Source organism: Bacillus infantis, from assembly GCF_020171945.1.
Taxonomy (GTDB): Bacteria; Bacillota; Bacilli; order Bacillales; family Cytobacillaceae; genus Bacillus_AB; species Bacillus_AB infantis_A.
This window is the reverse complement of sequence record NZ_JAIVAP010000001.1, coordinates 298,703-319,080: the sequence shown is the minus strand read 5'-3', so window position 1 is coordinate 319,080 and position 20,378 is coordinate 298,703. Positions and strand designations below refer to the sequence as shown.

Genomic DNA, 20,378 nt, shown 5'->3' with positions numbered 1-20,378 from the left:
GATAATAGTAAAGCTTCAGAAATTATAGTAAAATAGGGGCAATCTACTGGAAGGAAGAAGGTGTCCATATGTTCGAGCTGCTGCTGACAATGCTCGAGAGGCTTGGCCTGATTGTTACCATTGCCTTCATTTTGACCAGATTCCGTTTTTTCCGCGAAATGATATACCAGGAATCATTAACGGCAAAACAGCGGTGGGTCGCTGTTCTTTTTTTTGGATTCTTCGGTATATTCGGCACCTATACCGGTGTCAGTTTTGACACGGATACCCTGCAGTTCAGCCGCTGGGCTTCAGAGCTTTCTTCAGATGAAGCCATTGCAAACTCCAGGGTGATCGGCGTGGTTCTTGCCGGACTATTCGGCGGATACAGGGTAGGGATTGGCGCCGGACTGGTGGCAGGAATCCACCGTTTTACATTGGGCGGCTTTACGGCTTTTTCCTGCGGCTTGGCTTCAATCTTTGCTGGGATCATTGCAAGCATCCTGCATAAGAAAAACAGGCATGTGAAGCTATCGACAGCGTTTTTTATCGGAGCCATGGCCGAAAGTGTGCAGATGCTTATCATCCTTCTTCTCTCAAGGCCTTACAGCAAAGCTTCTGCTTTGGTCGAAACCATCGGTCTGCCCATGATTCTCGCCAATGGAGTCGGCTGTGCCATTTTCCTGCTGATCATTAAAAGCGTAGTGAATGAAGAGGAAAAAGCTGCAGCCATCCAGGCGCAGAAATCCCTGCGGCTGGCACGCCAGACTTTGAAGCATCTGCGAAAAGGGATGACCATCGATGCGGCAGAAGAGGTATGCCGGATCCTTTACCACGAAGTCAATGCAAGCGCCGTGTCGATTACAGATGATGAACGCATCCTGTCTCATATTGGCACAGCTGATGACCATCACAAATCAGGACATCTGATCCAAACAGATATAACCAGGAAGGTGCTTGCCAAAGGAGCCTTGATCATTGCCGGCAGGAATGATATCAGCTGCAGCAGTCCGTCATGCCCGCTTGGTGCTGCCGCCATTGCTCCGCTGAAGGAAAGGGGACAGACCATCGGCACCTTGAAATTCTATTTTAAGTCAGAAAAAGAAATCACAAATGTCGTGATTGAATTGATATCCGGCCTGAGCATGCTCCTTAGCAATCAGCTCGATGCTGCAAGGGGCGAAAAAGCATTCCAGCTTGCGAAGGAGGCAGAAATCAAGGCTCTGCAGGCACAAATCAGCCCGCACTTTTTGTTTAATACTTTGAATGTAATCGTTTCCCTGATTCGGATTGATCCAAAGAAAGCCCGCAAGCTGCTCTTGTCGCTATCCCATTTCCTGAGGCAGAATCTTACGGGGACAACTTTGGAACGAACGACTTTGAAGGAAGAATTAAAGCATGTACAAGCCTACTTGGAAATAGAAGAAGCAAGATTTTCTGACAGGCTTAAAACAGAATTCCGGATAGAAGAGGAAGCACTTTCTGCTCAAATCCCGCCGCTGACACTCCAGCCGCTTGTAGAGAATGCAGTCAAGCATGGCATCAAGGATAAGGAAGCTGACTGCAGGATCATCATTTATGCTGCCGTAAAAGAAGAAGGGACAGAAGTATCTGTTTCTGACAATGGAGCGGGAATCGGCACAGAACGCCTGCATGAGCTGGCAAGGGGCCACGTACCTTCCCTGACAGGGACCGGACTTGGTATATATAATGTAAACAGAAGGCTGGCAATGCTTTTTGGGGAAAAAGCCGGACTGATTTTTGACAGCAGGCTGAATGAAGGGACCACAGTCTCCTTTACGCTGCCGGACAAAGGAGAAGAATAGCATGGAAAGAAAAATCAGCATATTGATTGCAGACGATGAGCCGTACAGCAGGCAGGAGCTGGTTCACCTGCTGAAAGAATATGAAGACCTGCAGGTAGTGGGAGAAGCAGAATCAGGTGAACAGGCCGTCATCCAGTGCCTGCAGCTGCAGCCGGATGCTGTATTTTTGGATATTGAAATGCCAAAAATGAATGGCATGGAAGCTGCCAGGTCGCTGAATGATTTAAAAAAAGTGCCGAAAATCATCTTTGCGACAGCTTACCCGCAGTTTGCGGCAGAAGCTTTCCGCTACGAAGCGGTTGATTATCTGCTGAAGCCTTTTGACGAAACCCTGCTTAAAGAAACAGTATTAAGGCTAAGGAAGCTTTTTGCAGAAGAAGGCGGCAGCACAGCCGCAGCCGTGAACCCTGGGAAACTAGCAGTGGAGGAGGATGGCAATATTTCTTATATAGACCCATCATCCATCCTTTATATATCCCGTGAAGATAAAGTCTCCAGGATTGTTGCGAAAAACGGAAGCTACTCTGTCAAAACTCCTTTAAAGGAGCTGGAAAGCAGACTTCAGCATTTTCCTTTCTTCCGCATACATAAAAGCACAATCGTCCATCTGCCATATGTATCAAGGCTGACTCCATGGTTCAACGGCGCCTACCAGCTGAAAGTGGAGGGGTCTGAGGAAATATTATCTGTCAGCCGGAATTATGCCAAAGGATTAAGGAGCAGACTGGAAATTTAGTGATGCAGGATTTAAATCTTGCAGATGCATTTCAGCTTTGGAATCATGCATCTTAAGACAGTTTATTGACATGTTGGCTGCAATTCCGCCATATTTCTTCTCTATGCCTTATACTTTCTGTAAGCGATTACAAAAGGAGGCATTTCAATTGTATTCTTTTATAGCAGGCATCATTTTACTTATAGTAGGTTATTTCACTTACGGGAAATTTGTTGAAAAGGTATTCGGCGTTAAAAAAGAGAGGCAGACCCCGGCATATACACACAAAGACGGCGTTGATTATCTGCCGATGAACACGAAGAAAAACTCTCTTATCCAGCTGCTTAATATAGCAGGTGTAGGGCCGATCTTTGGACCGATCATGGGTGCTTTATATGGACCGGTTGCTTTTCTTTGGATTGTGCTCGGCTGTATTTTCGCCGGAGCTGTCCATGATTATCTGACAGGGATGATTTCAATCCGCAACAGGGGCGCACACTTGCCTGAACTGGCTGGAAAATTTCTCGGCAGCTTCATGAAGCATGTTGTAAACGCATTCGCTATACTGCTGCTGCTTCTCGTGGGGACTGTATTTGTCACTTCCCCTGCAGGGCTGCTTCACAATCTGATGAACGGGTGGATGAGCATGGGCCTTATTCTTGGTGCCATTTTTATCTACTATATTTTGGCGACATTATTGCCGATTGACAAAATCATTGGGCGCTTTTATCCCATTTTTGGAGCATTGCTGCTGATCAGTGCTCTTGGAGTAGGGGCTTCACTCATCATCAGCGGTGCACCTATCCCTGAGATTAATCTGACAAATATGCATCCTGACAATGCACCAATCTTCCCGCTCCTGTTCCTGACGATTTCCTGCGGGGCTTTATCCGGATTCCATGCGACCCAGACGCCAATCATTTCCAGGACAACAGAAAATGAGGATCAGGGCAGAAAGATTTTCTATGGCATGATGATTGCAGAAGGTGTTATTGCCATGATCTGGGCTGCAGCTGCTATGAGCCTTTTCAATGGCTCTGCAGGCTTAAACGAACTGCTTGCAGCCGGCGGTCCTGCAGCCGTTGTTAGTGAAGCTTCAAAACTGACTCTTGGTGCTGTCGGCGGAACACTGGCCGTGCTGGGGGTAATTGTCCTTCCTATCACATCAGGTGACACAGCTTTCCGAAGCGCTCGGATGATCATTGCCGATTATATCCGCTTTGGGCAGCAGAAGCTGGGCAACCGCCTGGTTATCGCCCTGCCGCTGTTTGTCATTTCTTTTGCACTGACAAAGATAGACTTTGAGATTCTGTGGAGATACTTTTCTTGGGCAAACCAGTCTACTGCTGTCATCGCCCTTTGGGTAGCAAGCATGTATCTTTTCATTGCCAGAAAAAATTATTGGATTGCAATGATCCCGGGCATTTTCATGACAATGGCCACCGTTACTTATATTCTTAACGCCAAAATCGGGTTTGGGCTTTCAATGAATATATCGTATTTAGGGGCTGCGATTGCCACGGTTATTATCACTGTTCTTTTCTACAACGCAGCAGGAAAGGCAAGAAAGAACAATATCGCACTCGAAGAAGATATTACAGGAAGAGTAGCTTAAGATTAATGATGCATAAGGGCCTGGATGAGCAATTCCAGGCTCTTCTGTTTAGATGCTGTGCTAGAATGAGAAGTAATAATGGAAATAAACGGAATGATGCAGGGGTTATTTTGCAGCCGTATCTTGAGAAAGGATGGTCATGTTATGCGGATATTGATTGCAGGGGCAGGAGCAGTAGGAGGCTATTTCGGAGGCAGGCTCCATGAAAAAGGAGAAGACGTTACCTTTCTAGTAAGGGAAAAGAAATACGATCAGCTTCAGCATAACGGCCTGGTCATCAACAGTGTACATGGAGATGCAAAGCTGAAACCAAAGCTTCTGAGAACAGGAGTTCCTTCAGAAGAGAACTTTGATTTGATCCTGCTTTCTGTGAAAGCCTATCACCTTAAGGAAGCCATCGAAAATATCAAGCCTTTTGCTGGAGAAGGTACATGCATCCTTCCGCTTTTGAATGGCATTGCACATATGGACATACTTGAAAGGGCTTTTGGAAAGGAGAGGCTCCTTGGAGGTCTTTGCTTCATCGAATCTACATTGAATGAAAAGGGCGAAATCGTTCAGAAAAGTGATATGCAGGAGGTTGTTTTTGGCGAAATTGACGGGAGGGAGACAGAGAGGATTTCACGGATACAGGAATCGCTTGCCGGAACAAAGGCATCTTTCCGGTACAGCAGTGAGATCGTGAGTGAAATGTGGACCAAGTATCTATTTATCAGCATGATGTCCGGGCTTACAACATTGACACGTTCGCCAATCGGTCCTATCAGGGATACAGCAGAGGGGAGAAGCATCATAGAGGGGCTCGCTCTGGAAATCCTGCCTGCCATGAAAAGCATGGGAGCGAATCTTCCGGATGATGCCAAAGAAATTATCATCAAAAAAATCAATGCAGTCGGATACATGATGAAATCTTCCATGCAGCGTGATATGGAAAAAGGCTTGCAGACTGAGTCAGCCCACTTTTTTAAATACCTGCTGGATGCTGCAGAAGGCAAGCGTTTGCCGGCCCCCATCCTGAATACCATTTTCATGAATCTGCAGGTGTATGAAAAAGGGAGAGAAGAGATGGGCTAAGCGCAAAATAGCCCGGAGAAAAGTAAAATAGACGCACAAGAGGCAGCGGCCTATCCGTTTCTTTGGAAGTGGCCCTATTAACATTGAAAATTAGCAATATGAAATTCCTGACGATGATTCAAATGGCGCATAGATAGGCAGGATTGGTGAGGTGTGGGGGAAACTCTTCTGTTTTCTATAAGAAAGAGGGCTTTAGCGGCCCTGACTAAGACCGTCTGATTCGCTTTTTGGTGGCCAGAGGTCTCAATGGCTCTGACTATGACCCTCTAATTCACTTTTCTCTTGTCAGAGGGTCTCAATGGCTCTAACTAAGACCCTCTGATTCACTTTTCTCTTGTCAGAGGGTCTCAATGGCTCTGACTAAGACCCTCTGATTCGCTTATCTCTTGTCAGAGGGTCTCAATGGCTTTGACTAAGACCCTCTGATTTACTTTCTACAATCAGATGGCTCCAGCGGTCCTCAAATGAGGCCCTCTCTGAATTAATCTCTTAATATTATTGAAGAGCAAACCCCAGCAGTTTAATATCCTGAAGGATTTTTTGCTGGATATCAGGCTCTTTGCATTTTTCAAAGTCAGTGATCAATCTGCCAATTTCCCTAATAAAAAGCAAATATTCGCTGTCTTTCAGCATAAATAGTCACCCCTACTATCGAAATAGGTCTAATTTCATACAATTTAGTATAAATAAGCAGAGAATGGAAGTAAAGCAATATTGTCTGCAGTGTCCTTATTTATGCTTTTTAGCTTTCAGATGAACATCTTCAGCGAGCTGTTTTGCTCTCTGATCATTTTCGATCCCGCCTGAAAGGCCCGGGGCACCAGGGAGAAAGACGGGACGGACATCTGTGTCAGTGGATACAACTTTCCACTTTCCTTCTTTTAAAGCCAGATTCAGATCTATAATCCCTAAATGGCTTCCCCAAGAACCTGCCTGTACAGCCGGAATTCCATTGATTGTGCCTGCTTCCATATCAACCAGCCTGCTGCCGTGCCATGGTTTTGGGGACGGAAAGACCTGGTGGGTATGCCCGTACATAATGGCATCAATTCCAGGAACCTTGCTCAGCCCGAGCACTGAGTTCAAGCTTTTATCCTTAACCTGTTCATCAGCTTCGAGACCTGCATGTGCCAGTGCAATGACGACATCGGCGCCTTTTTCCCTCATGATTGGAATATAATGCTCAGCTGATTCGACAATTGATTTATTGATTAGCTTCCCTTTTAAATGTTCTGCATCCCATTTAAGGACAACGGGTGTAATAAAACCGATCACACCGATTTTAACAGGATATTTTCTGCCATCATCCCCCGTGAAGATGCGGTGAAGAATGACATAAGGGGAAAAATAGGGAAGCTCTTCCTGGAAAGATTCTGTACCCTGGATAAAGAGATTGCTGTTGACATAAGGAAAGGCTGCTTCTTTCAGCTTTTTATTAAGATAACCCAGCCCATAATTGAATTCATGATTGCCGGGTGCTGCGGCATCGTACTGCAGCTCGTTCATAATGCTGATAATCGGATGGAGCTGGCCTGGATGTTCATGAATATAATCTCCCAGGGCACTGCCCTGGATCAGATCGCCATTGTCAAAGAGAAGGGTATTAGCTTTCTCACTGCGCGCTTTCTTTATTAAGCTTACGGTTTTCACAAACCCAAAGCTCTTGACTTTTTTGCCGGTTTTATACTCGTAATTCATTATGTAAGAGTGAAGGTCCGTCGTCTCCATGATCCTGAGCTGCAAGCCGGGATGGTGTCCCTGGTATATAGCTGAACCGGAAGGAACACAGAGGAGCATAGTTAATAAAGCAAACACTGTCATAAAAAATGATCTTTTTCTCAACATTGCTCACCGCCTTCCCGTGATTCTGTTATTGTGTCTCAAACACAGAGAATCATGCCAGAAAGTTATGCGGTGGAAAATTCTGCATACTAAGGAAGGAGGGTCAAGAACAACATTTTCAGCAGCTTTTAATGCTGATTCAGGAACACAGCAAAAAAACCTGAAGGGCATGAACCAGCTGTCCCTTCAGATTCCGTTTTATTTTGAATAAGTTTTCTCGGTACCATCCGTAAAAGTCACTTCAACTTCAATATTTTCATAATCTTCATTAAGGTCAAGACCTTGTATGACTTGTATCAGCACTTCATCTTCTGAGGATTCTTCATCAAAAGTGAATTGCTTGAATGCTTCCAGCAGCTTGTCCAGCGCTTCGTCTCCGTTGAATTCTTCATCATTTACACCATCTTTGATCTCAGCTTCCATCGTATTATTTCTGTCATATTCATAGTCAACTTCATATGATTTCATATCCGGATACTCAGCATCAAGCTCAAAATCTGTAAAATTGATCCGGGAGAAATCCTCAACCGGCTGTTTATTATCCGTATTCAAATCATCTTCCTGGCTTGGGGCGCTAGGGGGCGGATACTGTACTTCATCTTCATCATTTCCACAGGCAGCAAGCGGAAGCATGAGAAGGGCGGCTGCTAGTGGATTCAATAATTTTGATTTTTTCATGACGAACCTCCTATCGTTTTTATAGTATGTATATTTCCTATTTCGCTATATAAAAAACGCATGAGAGAGGTTTTCTGTTCTTATCTACTCTGCAGCAGGCAGTGCTTTTTCCTCTGAAAAGCATATCTCATGGAAAAAGCTTTTCAGGAGCAGCCATCTGGCTGGATAAGCAGCAGCGAAGTCAGAGGCAGACTGTTCATTAAAACACACGAGGCAGTCCAGCATCATTTTGCCTTCCTTCAAGTCATAATAAAGGGCATGCAGGTTTTCATAATGATCATTAAGCTGCCAGGGGTTCAGCCTAACTGAAGATATTCGGTTTATTTTCATATAATCCTGCGCTGCCTTCTTTTGGATTTCATGAATACTTTCTGGCTCATAATCTCCGGCTGTCAGTTTTTCATTGATAAAATAAATTCCTTTTTTCATATATGATCCCCGTTCCTGTTTTTCTATCACTATTGACAGAAATAGCCGGATACATACAGGAAAGGATTGAAGTTTATGGAATTGTTATAATAAAGAGAATATTAATTCGGAGGCTTACTATGAGTGTATTAATTGAAAATGGCAGCCTGAAAGTAAGAGCACTGAAAGACAGGGATAAATTCCACCTTGTCCGATGGCTGCAGGATCCGTCTGTGCTGAAATATTACGAAGGAAGGGACAATCCTCATTCACTGCAAATGGTCGATGAACATTTTTATAAACAGGATCGTCATGTGGCTGCCTGTATTTTTGAATGGGAAGAAACAGAACTGGGGTATATCCAGTTTTATCCGCTTGATGAAGAAGAAAGGGAGAAATACGGATACGATCCGGGAATTTCTGTCTATGGGACAGATCAGTTCATCGGGGAACCAAAATTCTGGGGAAAAGGGATCGGAAAGCTGCTCGTCCAGTCTATGATCGACTATCTGATCATAGAAAAGGGAGCAGACCTGGTAGTCATGGATCCCCAGACATGGAATGAAAGGGCAATTGCCTGCTATGAGAGCTGCGGAATGCAAAAAAGAAAGCTTCTCCCGAAAAATGAATACCATGAAGGAGAATGGAGAGATGCCTGGCTGATGGAATATGATAAAAAAGCGGGAAACACTTGTAAGGAAAATTAATATTGAAAAATCAGCAAAAAAGGAAGCAAACTCAGCTGAGTTTGCTTCCCTTTTTTAAAGGACAGTATCAGAGCCAGAGGCAACACTTTCTCTTCTTGCCCGCAGGAACCGTACAAAGTTCATAACGATTGTTTTTACAACTGCATACGTTGGAATAGCAAGGATCATCCCCAAGATACCTGCAAGGTTTCCTGCCACAAGCAGCAGAATGATGATAGTGGCAGGGTGAGTGTCCAGCCTTTTTCCAAGGATGAGAGGAGAAAGGATATTCCCTTCAACCTGCTGGGCAACGGCAATGACGATGATCGCCAGGATGGCCTTTGCCGGGGAATCGAACAGCGCGATCAATACAGCAGGCGCACCGCCGAGAAATGGACCGACATAAGGAATGATGTTCGTGACAGCGACTATAAGCGCCAGAACGAGTGCATATGGCAGGTCAATGATCATATAGCCGATGAAGGCCAGAGTCCCGACGAATAAAGCCACGGTTACCTGTCCCTGTATGTAAGCTGCCAGGGTTTCTCCTGTCTCCTTCAGCGTCTTTAAACCTTCGCTCCGATAAGAAAGCGGGAGGAATTTGGATATGGCAGCCGGAAACCTTCCGCCATCCTTGAACATATAAAAAAGCAGGAAGGGAACTGTTACAATTGTGACTGTAATATTGGCGACAAGGCTGAATACATTGGAAATACCGTTTGTCACCCGGTCAGGGATCGTGTTGGCAAACTCCATCAATGACCTTTCCAGATTTTCAATCGGGACATAATCTTGACTCATTACCCATTTGAACTGCTGCGAGCTTGAGAGATTTTCTATGTAGATTCTTGTTCTTTGTGCATATGTCGGCAGATCATTGAATAAGGCTGTGACCTGCTTTGAGATGATAGGAACAAGGCTGCCGATCACCAGGACGATGAGGCCGATGATAATCAGGTAAATGATCACAATGGCAAGGGTCCTCGGCAGTTTTCTTGCCTGAAGGAAATTGACGACCGGATTAAGCAGGAAATAGAGGAAGCCTGAGATGATAATCGGGAAAAACAAGGTAGACACAAAGATTCCGATTGGTTCAAACAAAAAGGATATTTTGGATGATACGTAAATGATGGCCACTATCAGAAGAATCTGAAGAGACCAGAATTGGATATTTTTTTTTGTCACAGAATTCACCTTTCACTTTCTTCCTGTAAAAGTATAACAGATGTCAGAATAATTTTCCTGAAATTTACGATGTTATGTTTATAAAGCGGGCATCACCATTCAAGCGGCAAAATAAAAAGACCCAGATTGGCCCTTATGTTTGGATTTGTATAAAAGATCTTTCTTTGTTTTTGTCTTTCTTTCAGACATATCAAGTAACGCATAAGGGCTCCTTTTGCTTTCCGGGTTTCTTTTTCCTTCACGCACCATTTTAGCGCGCAGCTTCTTTGCCTTGGATCTGGCCATCACATCTACACTCCTGTCCTTATGGAATGTATTTATTTTATAATATCCGGGTCACTCAGACAATGGGTTCTAAGACAGGGAAGCTAAATTTTTTCTTCAAGCTTCTGCTTTGCCTGCTTAAATTTGGCGGCCATTGCCCTTTCAAATTTTCCTGGTCCATTCATATAGCGGCAGATTCCGTATATGAAAGATTCTTCAATAAGAATAAGCAATAATAAAACAGTGATGACTGCAGCAAAAAGATTCATCAAGCATCATGCCTCCCAAAACCAGTCATATATAAAGCATATGAAAGGAAGGGAGGCATAATGATCATTTTATCCTCTTAGACCGGGGCTTTCTCTCAATACAGGAAGGGTGCAGCAGCGGAAGGCTCCACCGGACTTAATGATTTCCGTTATATCCACTTCAATTACTTCGAAGCCTCTTTCTTTCAGCTGCCTGTTGACATTTTCATTAACCGTCAGGCTGAAGATCCTCTTGTCCCCTATGCATAATACGTTCGTTCCCAGGGAAAATTGTTCTTCTTTGGATACTTCTATCAGGTGATATCTGGATTTAATGTATTCCAGTGCTTTTGGGTCGATTTCTCCAGGATAAATCAAGGCCTCGTCTTCAGAAATGACATTGAAGACACAATCGAGATGAAGGAATTTATCTGTAAAAGGGACTGTAATCACTTCATGATCTGGCAGAAGCGATTTCAAATGTGCTGCAGCTTTCTCATTCGTCCTGTCACTTAAGCCGACATAAACAGTATTGCGGTCTATGACGATATCTCCGCCTTCAATTTTTTCGCCAATCAGGTTGAAATAGGAAGTCCGCTCCTTTTCCAGCCATTCTTTGAACACATCTTCCTCGCCCTGCCTGACCCTGCTCGCCATTTCTGCCACAAACACGGTCTGGCCGAGGGTGAAACCGATATCCCTCGTGAAGACCTGTTCAGGATATTTGCCCCGGGCAGGGAGGAGGGAAACCTCCACACCGTATTGCTCTAGTGTTTTAACAAAATTGCGGTGCTGCTCCAATGCCTTTTCAATATCAATGCCTTCTTTCAGAAAATGCCGCTGGGTCTCGTTGATCACATCTTTGATGGTCATATGCTCCGGTTCACAGAGAACCACTTTTTTCAGCCGGTCATATTCGCTTCCCACATATGCCGGCATATCTGGCGTTTGTTTTACCATAATATCCTCCTAAAATCAGGTTACTTTCCTTACTATTCACCTAAACCAGGCCAGTTATGAAAAAAGCTCATACTATCCGTGGGACTGGCTTCATATACTAGAGGACATGCAGCAGCCAGGAGTGTTCAATGATGATTTTTAAAAAATCGGCTATCATCCTTACCGGATGCCTTCTTCTTTCTCTGGGGATAAACGGTTTTCTAATTCCTAACAAGGTTCTTGACGGCGGTGTCATCGGCCTCGGTTTAATCTGCAATTACTTATGGGGATTTGAAGCAGGATTGTCCATTCTCCTGATGAGCATTCCGATATTCGCTCTTGCCTGGTTCAAGGATAGAGGTTATTTTTTCAACAGCCTGCACGGTTTGCTGCTGTCCTCCATCTTAATCGATATCCTGAACCCAGTCAGCAGGTCTCTTCCATCTATCGACCCTGCCATCGGTTCAATTGCCGGAGGGGCGCTTGTCGGCCTGGGCATAGGCCTGATGCTCCGCTATGGCACGAGCACAGGTGGGACAGACCTATTGGCTCAATTTATCGCGGATCTTTCAGGAATGAATGTGGGGATAGTGATCTTATTGATTGATTGCCTTGTCATCTCTATCGGAGGACTGCTTGTTTCAGGGGACACCTTCATGCTTTCCCTTATCACGGTCCTGACAGTAGGGCTGGTCACAAGCCTATGCACCTATCGGACCGCAAAAGGGTAGGGGAGGTTGCATTTGGTACCAAAAAAAGCCCTTACTCAGGGCTTTCTTCTTCAGCCAGTCTCCTGACCTCTATAAAAACAATATGATGTCCTTCCAGTTCTTTTACAGTAAAGGAGTAGTTTTCCTCAATGATTTCTTCCCCCTGGACTACATCATACCGCTGGGAAAGGAACCAGCCGCCAAATGTATCAACATCCTCTTCGGGCAGGTTCGTGCCAAGGAGGTCATTGACATCTTCGATAAGGACCTTGCCGCTGATGATATAATGGCCTTCAGCCAATTTGCGGATATCAGAAATTTCATCTGCATCAAATTCATCCCGGATCTCACCGACGATTTCTTCGATGATATCTTCTACTGTCACAAGTCCTGCTGTCCCGCCGTATTCATCCAGCAGCAGGGCCATATGGGTCCGCTCCTTCTGCATTTTTAGGAGAAGATCATGGATCGGTATCGTCTCAATGACCCTGATGGCAGGCTTCAAAAAAGCGGTGATGGGAGCACCTGTCAGCGTTTCCCTTTTTACGGTGGCAGTCAGGATGTCCTTAATGTTGACGATTCCTTCAATATTGTCCTTATCTCCATTTATGACCGGATAGCGTGTGTACTTCTCCTCACGGATGGTACCGAGGATATCCTCCACACTGTCATCGATGGAAAGGCTGACGATTTCCGTCCGAGGCACCATGATTTCCTTGGCCAGCCTGTTATCGAATTCAAAGATATTATTTACATATGTCAGCTCTGATTTATTGATTTCACCGCTCTCATAGCTTTCAGAAAGGATGATCCGGAGCTCTTCTTCAGAATGTGCCAGATCATTTTCTGAAGCAGGCTTGAGACCGAACAGGCCGGTAAGTATCCTTGCTGAACCATTGAGCGCCCAAATGAAAGGAAACATCAGCTTATAAAACATAATCAGCGGCTTCGCAAATAAAAGGGTGATTCTTTCTGACAGCTGGATGGCCATGGTCTTAGGAGCCAATTCGCCGACCACAACATGCAGAAATGTAATGGAAGCAAAGGCAATCCCGAAAGATAAAAGATGGGTGAGCGATGGATTAAGCTCCAAACTCTCGAAAAGAGGATGAAGCAGCTTTTCGACCGTCGGTTCCCCAAGCCAGCCAAGGCCGAGCGCTGTGATAGTTATTCCCAGCTGGCAGGCTGAAAGGTATTCATCCATATGGGTGATAACATGCCTGGCCGCCTGGGCTCCCGGTTTATTTTCTTCAATCAGCTGGTCAATCCTCGAACTTCTGACTTTCACAATTGCAAATTCTGCTGATACAAAAAAAGCGGTTAAAGCAATTAAAAGTGCAACTAATATCAAGTTGATAAATATGTCCAACGAATCGCCTTACATAGTAAGGCTTACACCTCCTGGATGAGTAAAAAAGTCTGCTGTAAGTTCCGGCAGGAGGGCTACATCAATAACAGGAGAATGGTCTGCATGAGCGATATGCTCTCGGCAGAAAGATGCTTTTTAAGAGCTTCCTTCTTCAGTCCTTTATCCTCCAGATTTTGGAGCAGCTCGGAAAGCTCCTTATCCAAACCGGATATCTTTACTTTAAGTGTTTCATAATCGGTAAGATCTGATTCTTTTTCCTTCAGTCTGTTCTTTATTTCTTCCAGTGAAAAGCTATTCCTTTTGCACTGTTCGATATATTTGAGGGTATCAAGAGCTTCTGCATCATAGTAGCGGTAATTGGAAGCAGTACGCCTTGCTTTGATAAGACCGATTTGTGTGTAATAATCTACCGTCCGCTTCGTTACATTCGCCCTTTTTGCAATTTCCCCGATTTTCAGTTTCTCTGCCCCAAACTCATCGCCTCCCCAGCAGAACGTTTTAGTTATAGTGAAAATCATAATCCTATTTATTTAAAATCACAATCATTAAGTTTTGGCGGGAATGGAATTTTCTTATCAGGATAGGGTAAAACCTATAAAAAGGATAGGGAGGAATTTTCTTATGGACTCTACACATCCGTTTTGGCAGACTGTGCTTTCATTCTTGCCGCTTATTATTATTGCTGCGATTGTGGTCGCCTTTCTGGTCTACCGAAAAAGCAAGAGCAGGCGTTAGCCTGGCATGGCCCGGCAATAAGCCGGGTCCCATTTTAGTTGAAATAGCGGGGCAGCTTCAATTAACATAGTACATAACAGAGATCATGGCAAACCTGTCTCTATATAAAATAAAGGGGGAAACTGACTGATTTGGCACACCGCTGTTCGCATCCTTATCGTATATTCAGCAGAAAAGTGGAATGGAATGAACAAAAAGTGATAGAAACCGAGTGCCACCTCCACCTGTATGACGACCGGGTCGTCGCAGAAGACCGCGAATTCAGGCTGGCTGATATATATGATGTCTCCTACCGGGAACAGTCTTCCTTCGGTTTTTTGTACTTGCATACAAACCACGGCCTCTATCCATATAAGGTTTATATCAGCCCTGAGCATTTCATCAGGCAATACCGCATAGCTGCGGGCAAGGCCTTTTAAAAGGCTGGCAAAAGCATCCTTGATGGATGCTTTTTTCGGTTGAAACAGAACCTGAGAGCGACTATTTCAGTTCAAGAAGGGTAAAGATAGGCAGAAAAGCAGAGGAGCTGATTGCATGAAAGAGAGTTCATCATCCAACCGTTTTCTCCCGGTTGCTTCAGCAACAAGCGGAGATATGAACAATATCACCCCTGACGTCCATTGTCTGCCAATTCAAATTGTCAATGTCTTTTTTGCTGAGTTAAATGACGGTTCTAATGATTGGGTGCTGATTGATGCAGGTATGCCTAAATCGGCAGGAAAAATTATTGAAGCTGCTGAAGATCTCTTCGGTGAAGGAGCTGCACCAAAAGCAATCATCCTGACTCATGGGCATTTCGATCATATTGGAGGGATAATCGGACTGCTTGAAACCTGGAAAGTGCCAGTTTATGCACATGAGCTCGAGCTCCCATATTTAACAGGGATGAAGGATTATCCTAAGCCTGACGCCAGTGTCGAGGGCGGGATGATTGCCAAGATGTCGCCGCTGTTTCCGCATGAAGGAATCGATATAAGTGAATATATCCATCCGCTTCCTTCTGATGGGTCTGTTCCTGCATTGCCGGGATGGAAATGGATCCACACACCCGGACATTCCCCGGGCCATGTTTCCCTGTTCAGGGAGGCAGACAGCCTGCTTATTGCCGGAGATGCTTTTGTGACGGTAAGGCAGGATTCACTTTATAAAGTCCTTGTCCAGGAAGAAGAGGTGAACGGGCCGCCCCGTTACTTGACTACGGACTGGAAGGCCGCAGAAGAATCTGTCTTAAAGCTGGCTGCATTGAACCCTTCGGCGGCTGGAACTGGGCATGGCCGTCCGATGTCAGGCCCTGGATTGGCAGAAGGATTGCAGAGGCTTGCAGATCATTTTGGCGATTTGGCGGTGCCGGACCATGGCAAATATGTCGACGGGAATAGCTGATAGGACCTTTTGTGTGCATAAAATCTTCTGCCCCGCCCAAACTAGAGAAAAAAAGGGGCTGTATATCATGATTTTCTATGCATGCGTGAAGTATGAAGAACATGATCCCAATTCATATAAAGGGATTGAAGTGACCACACTGGGCTCCAATGATAAAGTGGCCGAATTTGAATCTTATGACCCCCTGGAGGATTACCGTAATTTTGCCAGCTGGGCTGAAAGTGTCGGCGAAAATAATGTTGGGTTCTGCGACACATTAAAGGCATTTGCCCATGATTACAGGCAGGTTTCAGAGGAAGATTCAGAAAAAATGATCTCAATGCTGTATGGGGACCATGCTAGCTGCGGCTATGAATATTACTGACAGGCTTTTTAAGCTGATAACAGCAGAAAAGCCCTGGGCATCCAGGGCTTTTCTTACTGTTGATCTTCATCAAAATAACTCTCAAAGGCAATCCGGTCTGTCAGTTTTTCATTTTTAAAATATGGGTTTTCTAATGTTGAGTTCTCAGGATCCAAATTGGTTTTAATGACGAGGAAAGGCTCTGAAGAATGCTGTGCAATAAGCCTGTCATCCAGCTCCCTGAAATCAGGCATTTTTTCATTTCCCGGCTTAATGGGATCCATGCTTCCACCTCCTGACATTAGGTTGCTGCCGGCAGGAACGCGCTATCCAGGAAAGCGGTGGAAAATAGAAAAACAGTTCCATTGTGGCCAAGCTGCTGCGGCAGCACCGGAAAAATGACCGGTAAAGGGACACTAACCTGTCTTGTCCGGCATGATCTGCAAAATGAATTGCTTGGCCTGTTCATCAATGAAGAGGCAATATTCCTCCTGATCCTTCAGGTCAAGCAGATTTCTCAGCTCCATTGGAATATGGATGGACCCATTATCAGAAACAAGTCTTTTGTTTTCAGTACTTCTTGGATCTGCTTTTCTGATTAAAATTTTCTTGTCTTCATCTTCGAACTCCAGGTCGGCTAGCCGGCCTGGGAGAAGGTCGAATTTTTTCCTCCAGGGACTTGGCAGCAGGACTTTTCCGGTCTTAGTAAAATTTTTGCATTTATAGACGCTTTGCATCATAACACTTCCCCGAATTATTTTACTGACTCTCTGCTGAATCACGTTTTCGAGCTTACTTACTACATAGCACTTGAAGGAGGGAAGAAAACCTCATATTGCATACGAGGGAGGGAAAAGGGACTTTTTTTATCATACAGAGCCCGTTTCTCTGGAAGAATAAGAATAGTTGTATTCCAGCTTAAGTTTAACCAGGGAAAAATAAGGAGAAAGTACAAAAGGGCTGCAGCCTGACAAAAGCATATCTAAAAGGAGGAAGAAATATGAAGGATGAAAAGAAGCTGATGAGCGAGGAGGAGCTTGATGCTCTCCATCATGTAATGGAAGAGCAGATCGCTTACATTCTTGTAGATGAAGAAGAAGAAAGGTCCAGGGAAGAGCAGGAGGCTGAAAGGTAAGAGGGGGGAGCACCCCCTTTTTTATCTGTAAGAAGCCACCTCAATGCCTCTGTCCTTCAGGGCGGCATGAAGCATTGCCGCAAACTCCAGCGCATGGAGACCATCGCCATGGAGGCATATTGTATCCGCTTTGATATCAATCTCATTTCCATTCCGGCTGACGGCTTTATTTTCCAGTACCATTCTCAGCACCTGGCGGACTGCTTCTTCTGCAGCAGTGATCAGGGCAACGCTGTTTGATCTTGAAACAAGCGTTCCGTCATCCTCATATCTTCTGTCCGCAAATACCTCATGCGCAGCTCTGATTCCGATCCTTTCCGCTGCCCTGGTGCTTTCGCTGTTATGAAGCCCAAAAAGGACGAGTTCTTCGTCCGCACTCTGTACAGCCTTTGCCACCGCCTCTGCAAGCCGTTTATCAACTGCACACATATTATAAAGCGCCCCATGAGGTTTTACGTGGCTGAGTCTGCCGCCTTCCGCTTTAACAAAAGCAGAGAGTGCGCCGATTTGATACAGCACCAGATCGTAGGCTTCTTCAGGATCAATATCCATTTTTCTTCGGCCAAATCCCTGGAGGTCAGGCAAACCCGGGTGAGCACCTATGGCCGTCCCATGCTGAAGGGCAAGCTTCACTGTTCTGCGCATTGTCCCAGGATCTCCTGCATGGAAGCCGCAGGCAATATTCGCGGATGTGATATAAGCCATGATTTCCTCATCAGATCCGATCTTGAAGCTTCCAAAGCTTTCACCGAGATCACAGTTCAAATCAATTTTCTTCATTTAAGCGCACCTCTTTCTCCCATTTTTCTTTCACAATTTTTGTCATGTATCCTATTGTTTTTGCACGATTCATATAAGCTGTTTGTGCTTCTTCCAAGGTGGCAGCAGCAAACCTGATCTTATCTCCCGGTTTTTTTTGTGCAAGTATTGGAATGTCTGCGGACAGGACCTGGGCGATTTTCGGGTATCCGCCTGTTGTCTGCCTCTCAGCCATCAGGATGATGGGATTGCCGTCAGCAGGCACCTGGACTGTCCCGGATGATACTGGCTCTGTAATCATTTCAATTTCCCTGGCTTTTGTGAGCGAAGGGCCCTTCAGCCTGTATCCCATTCTGTCAGAATCCGCTGAAATAGTAAATTCCTGCTCTGAAAACTGCTTAATAGCATCAGGAGAAAACCAGTCAGACTGCCTGCCGGGCATCACCCTGATCTTATCATGCTTTAGATAAGATGTGAGCGAGGGGGAGAGGGCCCAGCTTCTGCTGAATCGGCCGGTGGATTGTCTGATAGGGAGGACATCGTTATTTTCTAATGTTCTGCCCTCTAGGCCGCCAAATCCTCCTTTTAGATATGTGCTCCTGCTTCCCATCTGAGCGGGCACCAAAATGCCGCCATGGAAGGCCAAATATGTACGGCAGCCCTCCTTCATTCTGCCAAAAGAAAGAACATCTCCTTTTTTTGCAGTGATCGGCTTGCCTGATTGGACAATGATGCCGTTCAGCTTTGCTTCTGTTTCAGCGCCAAAGAAGCTGAAGATGCTATCCTTTTCGAAGAGCAGCCTGGGACCAATCAACGTAATTTCAAGAACTGCTTCATTATTGAAATTGCCTGCTGCCAGATTGGCAAGTGTATAGGAGAAAAGATCCATCGCACCTGATGGCGATACTCCGATATTTTGAAATCCTTTTCTGCCTGCATCCTGAATCGTCGTCATTAGTCCCGGCTTAAGTACTTTTATTCCCATAGACTGCCGCCCCCTGACTGAAATTCTGCTTCTCCAATCGGAAAGAAACGCAAACGGTCCCCGGGTTTAAGCAAGCTGGGTTCTTCCCTTTTTGCATTAAATAACTTTATCGGTGTCCTTCCGATAATCTGCCAGCCTCCAGGAGTCTCGTCAGGGTATATCCCTGTCTGCCTGCCAGCAATGCCCACCGAGCCAGAGGGAATCTTCAATCTGGGGGTAGTTTTACGCGGAGCCGCTATGCGCGGATCCATCCCGCCAAGAAAAGGGAAGCCGGGAGAGAAGCCAAGAAAGTAAATTTCGTAGTCTTGTTTACTATGCATCTCTATAACTTCTTCTTCAGACAATCCATTTGAACGGGCTACAAATGCCAGGTCAGGGGCATGTGCTCCTTCATAGCAGACGGGGATTTCCAAAAGCCGCGGTTTAACACCATCCAAATGTATTTCTTCTCCGAGCTTTTCATCAATCAAGGAAGAGGCTGTCTCAAAGGGAAAAAAAGTGCCGACGGCATAGGGATCATAATGGACAGCCAGTGTATGAAAGGCAGGGACGCATTCAATCATGCCCCTGAAAGGTTTTTTTGATAGCAGGGAAGCCGCTTTCCGGACTTTTTGATTGCTTTCCGGGTCGATGCTGCTTCCGAACTCAAGGATGATGCAGCTGTCGCCTGCAGCATATGTACGATAAGGCATATTTGCACCAGCTTTCTCTAAGTAGTCAGAAACAAACAAGTATACTGACTATTGTACAAGATAGGTGCATGATTTAAAAGGCAAGCTGAACCGGCACTTTGAAAAGCCAGACCAGCAAAAGGATGATTACACATGAAAGGCCGTAAGCCGCTAAGGGCCTCGTATAATGCAGCCTGATCATTATGTACATCACCGGGTAAAAGAGAAGCTCCATCCAATATTGATATCCATTCTCAAAAACAATCATCCCTGTTGCAGCAAAAGGGAATTCTGCCGCAAAGGAAAGAATACTCCAAAGTATTATATACCGGAGTCTGCCACCCTTTTCCGGGTAGAATGTCAGGTATAATACCGTTATGGCAGGGAGTATGGCGAATGCATGAAGCAGCTCTCCTGCAAAATGCGATTCGAAAGGAATGCTTTTGTGCTTCCATAATAGATGATCTTTGCAGATAAAATTGTACAAAAGCACCAATACAGAGGTATAAAGCATTGTAGGGTGAAAGACACGCCAGTTTTTCCATGCTTTCAAATAGCCAGCGCAAACAGCCAGGATAATGGATAATGTAATATTCATCTTCTGCACCTCAATAGGAGTATCATTTTATAATTTACTTTTATTGTAAAAAATACACCAATATTAATGGTTTATACAAAAGGCTCTTTTCGCAGTAATTGTTGCTTTTTTGCTATCCTTATTTAAGAGCAATCCCCGCCAGCCATAAAAGAGTAGATCCCCCTGACCTTCCCCGGCCTGAATGAGGGAATCAGTGACAAGTTGAAAAATATGCGGAAAAATTCCCGCTAA

25 protein-coding genes are annotated in these 20,378 nt (G+C 45.0%); 10 read left to right on the top strand and 15 right to left on the bottom strand.

Annotation, left to right across the window (positions count from 1 at the left end; all coding sequences use genetic code 11):
• The first annotated feature begins 68 nt into the window (after nt 1-68).
• The 4 genes from LCM00_RS01560 (at nt 69) to LCM00_RS01545 (ending at nt 5,209) form a co-directional block, all read left to right on the top strand.
• Nucleotides 69-1,805: a sensor histidine kinase gene (locus tag LCM00_RS01560; RefSeq protein WP_224897216.1), complete on the top strand. Its 1,737-nt coding sequence runs from the start codon at nt 69-71 to the stop codon at nt 1,803-1,805.
• A 1-nt stretch (nt 1,806) separates the two neighbouring features.
• Nucleotides 1,807-2,541 (top strand): LytR/AlgR family response regulator transcription factor, encoded by a 735-nt coding sequence (locus LCM00_RS01555; RefSeq protein WP_224897214.1) that lies wholly within the window; start codon nt 1,807-1,809, stop codon nt 2,539-2,541.
• Between the two features lie 148 nt (nt 2,542-2,689).
• Complete coding sequence (locus LCM00_RS01550; protein WP_224897212.1) at nt 2,690-4,135, top strand: carbon starvation CstA family protein; 1,446 nt, start codon at nt 2,690-2,692, stop codon at nt 4,133-4,135.
• Between the two features lie 144 nt (nt 4,136-4,279).
• Entirely contained in the window at nt 4,280-5,209 is a 930-nt protein-coding gene (locus LCM00_RS01545; RefSeq protein ID WP_224897210.1) for a ketopantoate reductase family protein, read from the top strand.
• Nucleotides 5,210-5,704: 495 nt separating this feature from the next.
• On the opposite strand, the gene LCM00_RS01540 is transcribed toward LCM00_RS01545, so the two are convergent.
• The 4 genes from LCM00_RS01540 to LCM00_RS01525 form a co-directional block, all read right to left on the bottom strand.
• Nucleotides 5,705-5,842 (bottom strand): hypothetical protein, encoded by a 138-nt coding sequence (locus LCM00_RS01540; RefSeq protein ID WP_009793745.1) that lies wholly within the window; start codon nt 5,840-5,842, stop codon nt 5,705-5,707.
• A 96-nt stretch (nt 5,843-5,938) separates the two neighbouring features.
• Nucleotides 5,939-7,054, bottom strand: a complete 1,116-nt coding sequence (locus LCM00_RS01535; protein ID WP_224897208.1) for a metallophosphoesterase — start codon at nt 7,052-7,054, stop codon at nt 5,939-5,941.
• Between the two features lie 195 nt (nt 7,055-7,249).
• Nucleotides 7,250-7,729: a YusW family protein gene (locus LCM00_RS01530; protein ID WP_224897206.1), complete on the bottom strand. Its 480-nt coding sequence runs from the start codon at nt 7,727-7,729 to the stop codon at nt 7,250-7,252.
• A gap of 84 nt (nt 7,730-7,813) precedes the next feature.
• Nucleotides 7,814-8,158: a hypothetical protein gene (locus LCM00_RS01525; protein ID WP_224897204.1), complete on the bottom strand. Its 345-nt coding sequence runs from the start codon at nt 8,156-8,158 to the stop codon at nt 7,814-7,816.
• A gap of 119 nt (nt 8,159-8,277) precedes the next feature.
• Here LCM00_RS01525 and LCM00_RS01520 point away from each other — a divergent pair, with 119 nt between their 5' ends.
• Entirely contained in the window at nt 8,278-8,844 is a 567-nt protein-coding gene (locus tag LCM00_RS01520; protein WP_224897201.1) for a GNAT family N-acetyltransferase, read from the top strand.
• A gap of 54 nt (nt 8,845-8,898) precedes the next feature.
• Here the strand turns inward: LCM00_RS01520 and LCM00_RS01515 are convergent, their stop codons facing one another.
• The 3 genes from LCM00_RS01515 to LCM00_RS01500 all read right to left on the bottom strand — a co-directional run bounded on the left by LCM00_RS01515 (nt 8,899) and on the right by LCM00_RS01500 (nt 11,480).
• Nucleotides 8,899-10,008, bottom strand: coding sequence for an AI-2E family transporter (locus tag LCM00_RS01515; RefSeq protein ID WP_224897199.1), 1,110 nt, complete (start codon nt 10,006-10,008; stop codon nt 8,899-8,901).
• Between the two features lie 368 nt (nt 10,009-10,376).
• Nucleotides 10,377-10,544 (bottom strand): hypothetical protein, encoded by a 168-nt coding sequence (locus LCM00_RS01505; RefSeq protein ID WP_224897195.1) that lies wholly within the window; start codon nt 10,542-10,544, stop codon nt 10,377-10,379.
• Nucleotides 10,545-10,610: 66 nt separating this feature from the next.
• The gene (locus LCM00_RS01500; RefSeq protein WP_224897193.1) at nt 10,611-11,480 is read right to left on the bottom strand and encodes a dimethylarginine dimethylaminohydrolase family protein; all 870 of its coding nucleotides are present in this window, start codon (nt 11,478-11,480) and stop codon (nt 10,611-10,613) included.
• A gap of 128 nt (nt 11,481-11,608) precedes the next feature.
• On the opposite strand from LCM00_RS01500, the gene LCM00_RS01495 reads away from it, so the two are divergent.
• Nucleotides 11,609-12,190, top strand: a complete 582-nt coding sequence (locus LCM00_RS01495; RefSeq protein WP_224897192.1) for a YitT family protein — start codon at nt 11,609-11,611, stop codon at nt 12,188-12,190.
• A gap of 31 nt (nt 12,191-12,221) precedes the next feature.
• On the opposite strand, the gene LCM00_RS01490 is transcribed toward LCM00_RS01495, so the two are convergent.
• Entirely contained in the window at nt 12,222-13,538 is a 1,317-nt protein-coding gene (locus tag LCM00_RS01490) for a hemolysin family protein (RefSeq protein WP_224897190.1), read from the bottom strand.
• Nucleotides 13,539-13,612: 74 nt separating this feature from the next.
• A complete protein-coding gene (locus tag LCM00_RS01485; protein ID WP_224897188.1) occupies nt 13,613-14,056 on the bottom strand; it encodes a MerR family transcriptional regulator in 444 nt (147 codons plus the stop codon).
• Between the two features lie 348 nt (nt 14,057-14,404).
• On the opposite strand from LCM00_RS01485, the gene LCM00_RS01480 reads away from it, so the two are divergent.
• The 3 genes from LCM00_RS01480 (at nt 14,405) to LCM00_RS01470 (ending at nt 16,020) form a co-directional block, all read left to right on the top strand.
• Nucleotides 14,405-14,692: a hypothetical protein gene (locus tag LCM00_RS01480; RefSeq protein ID WP_224897186.1), complete on the top strand. Its 288-nt coding sequence runs from the start codon at nt 14,405-14,407 to the stop codon at nt 14,690-14,692.
• Nucleotides 14,693-14,807: 115 nt separating this feature from the next.
• A complete protein-coding gene (locus LCM00_RS01475; protein WP_404802131.1) occupies nt 14,808-15,656 on the top strand; it encodes an MBL fold metallo-hydrolase in 849 nt (282 codons plus the stop codon).
• A 67-nt stretch (nt 15,657-15,723) separates the two neighbouring features.
• Nucleotides 15,724-16,020, top strand: coding sequence for a hypothetical protein (locus LCM00_RS01470; RefSeq protein WP_224897184.1), 297 nt, complete (start codon nt 15,724-15,726; stop codon nt 16,018-16,020).
• 53 nt (nt 16,021-16,073) lie between these two features.
• Here the strand turns inward: LCM00_RS01470 and LCM00_RS01465 are convergent, their stop codons facing one another.
• Both LCM00_RS01465 and LCM00_RS01460 read right to left on the bottom strand, forming a co-directional pair.
• Nucleotides 16,074-16,283, bottom strand: a complete 210-nt coding sequence (locus tag LCM00_RS01465; protein ID WP_224897182.1) for a hypothetical protein — start codon at nt 16,281-16,283, stop codon at nt 16,074-16,076.
• 132 nt (nt 16,284-16,415) lie between these two features.
• Complete coding sequence (locus tag LCM00_RS01460) at nt 16,416-16,736, bottom strand: AbrB/MazE/SpoVT family DNA-binding domain-containing protein (protein WP_224897180.1); 321 nt, start codon at nt 16,734-16,736, stop codon at nt 16,416-16,418.
• A gap of 263 nt (nt 16,737-16,999) precedes the next feature.
• Here LCM00_RS01460 and LCM00_RS24585 point away from each other — a divergent pair, with 263 nt between their 5' ends.
• Entirely contained in the window at nt 17,000-17,134 is a 135-nt protein-coding gene (locus LCM00_RS24585) for a hypothetical protein (protein WP_263623187.1), read from the top strand.
• Nucleotides 17,135-17,155: 21 nt separating this feature from the next.
• On the opposite strand, the gene LCM00_RS01455 is transcribed toward LCM00_RS24585, so the two are convergent.
• The 4 genes from LCM00_RS01455 to LCM00_RS01440 form a co-directional block, all read right to left on the bottom strand.
• Nucleotides 17,156-17,914 (bottom strand): LamB/YcsF family protein, encoded by a 759-nt coding sequence (locus tag LCM00_RS01455; RefSeq protein WP_224897178.1) that lies wholly within the window; start codon nt 17,912-17,914, stop codon nt 17,156-17,158.
• Complete coding sequence (locus tag LCM00_RS01450; RefSeq protein WP_224897177.1) at nt 17,901-18,878, bottom strand: 5-oxoprolinase subunit C family protein; 978 nt, start codon at nt 18,876-18,878, stop codon at nt 17,901-17,903. Before LCM00_RS01450 ends, LCM00_RS01455 begins: the two co-directional genes overlap by 14 nt.
• Nucleotides 18,869-19,570, bottom strand: a complete 702-nt coding sequence (gene pxpB, locus LCM00_RS01445; protein ID WP_224897174.1) for a 5-oxoprolinase subunit PxpB — start codon at nt 19,568-19,570, stop codon at nt 18,869-18,871. Before pxpB ends, LCM00_RS01450 begins: the two co-directional genes overlap by 10 nt.
• A gap of 73 nt (nt 19,571-19,643) precedes the next feature.
• Nucleotides 19,644-20,147, bottom strand: coding sequence for a CBO0543 family protein (locus LCM00_RS01440; RefSeq protein ID WP_224897172.1), 504 nt, complete (start codon nt 20,145-20,147; stop codon nt 19,644-19,646).
• Between the last annotated feature and the right edge of the window lie 231 nt (nt 20,148-20,378).

Excerpts from the sequence above, each read along its gene's own strand:
- LCM00_RS01560 (WP_224897216.1), top strand. The coding sequence starts at position 69 with ATGTTCGAGCTGCTGCTGACAATGCTCGAGAGGCTTGGCCTGATTGTT.
- LCM00_RS01555 (WP_224897214.1), top strand. The coding sequence starts at position 1,807 with ATGGAAAGAAAAATCAGCATATTGATTGCAGACGATGAGCCGTACAGC.
- LCM00_RS01545 (WP_224897210.1), top strand. The coding sequence starts at position 4,280 with ATGCGGATATTGATTGCAGGGGCAGGAGCAGTAGGAGGCTATTTCGGA.
- LCM00_RS01540 (WP_009793745.1), bottom strand. The coding sequence starts at position 5,842 with ATGCTGAAAGACAGCGAATATTTGCTTTTTATTAGGGAAATTGGCAGA.
- LCM00_RS01535 (WP_224897208.1), bottom strand. The coding sequence starts at position 7,054 with ATGTTGAGAAAAAGATCATTTTTTATGACAGTGTTTGCTTTATTAACT.
- LCM00_RS01530 (WP_224897206.1), bottom strand. The coding sequence starts at position 7,729 with ATGAAAAAATCAAAATTATTGAATCCACTAGCAGCCGCCCTTCTCATG.
- LCM00_RS01525 (WP_224897204.1), bottom strand. The coding sequence starts at position 8,158 with ATGAAAAAAGGAATTTATTTTATCAATGAAAAACTGACAGCCGGAGAT.
- LCM00_RS01520 (WP_224897201.1), top strand. The coding sequence starts at position 8,278 with ATGAGTGTATTAATTGAAAATGGCAGCCTGAAAGTAAGAGCACTGAAA.
- LCM00_RS01500 (WP_224897193.1), bottom strand. The coding sequence starts at position 11,480 with ATGGTAAAACAAACGCCAGATATGCCGGCATATGTGGGAAGCGAATAT.
- LCM00_RS01495 (WP_224897192.1), top strand. The coding sequence starts at position 11,609 with ATGATGATTTTTAAAAAATCGGCTATCATCCTTACCGGATGCCTTCTT.
- LCM00_RS01485 (WP_224897188.1), bottom strand. The coding sequence starts at position 14,056 with ATGATTTTCACTATAACTAAAACGTTCTGCTGGGGAGGCGATGAGTTT.
- LCM00_RS01475 (WP_404802131.1), top strand. The coding sequence starts at position 14,808 with ATGAAAGAGAGTTCATCATCCAACCGTTTTCTCCCGGTTGCTTCAGCA.
- LCM00_RS01470 (WP_224897184.1), top strand. The coding sequence starts at position 15,724 with ATGATTTTCTATGCATGCGTGAAGTATGAAGAACATGATCCCAATTCA.
- LCM00_RS01465 (WP_224897182.1), bottom strand. The coding sequence starts at position 16,283 with ATGGATCCCATTAAGCCGGGAAATGAAAAAATGCCTGATTTCAGGGAG.
- LCM00_RS01460 (WP_224897180.1), bottom strand. The coding sequence starts at position 16,736 with ATGCAAAGCGTCTATAAATGCAAAAATTTTACTAAGACCGGAAAAGTC.
- LCM00_RS24585 (WP_263623187.1), top strand. The coding sequence starts at position 17,000 with ATGAAGGATGAAAAGAAGCTGATGAGCGAGGAGGAGCTTGATGCTCTC.
- LCM00_RS01455 (WP_224897178.1), bottom strand. The coding sequence starts at position 17,914 with ATGAAGAAAATTGATTTGAACTGTGATCTCGGTGAAAGCTTTGGAAGC.
- LCM00_RS01450 (WP_224897177.1), bottom strand. The coding sequence starts at position 18,878 with ATGGGAATAAAAGTACTTAAGCCGGGACTAATGACGACGATTCAGGAT.
- pxpB (WP_224897174.1), bottom strand. The coding sequence starts at position 19,570 with ATGCCTTATCGTACATATGCTGCAGGCGACAGCTGCATCATCCTTGAG.
- LCM00_RS01440 (WP_224897172.1), bottom strand. The coding sequence starts at position 20,147 with ATGAATATTACATTATCCATTATCCTGGCTGTTTGCGCTGGCTATTTG.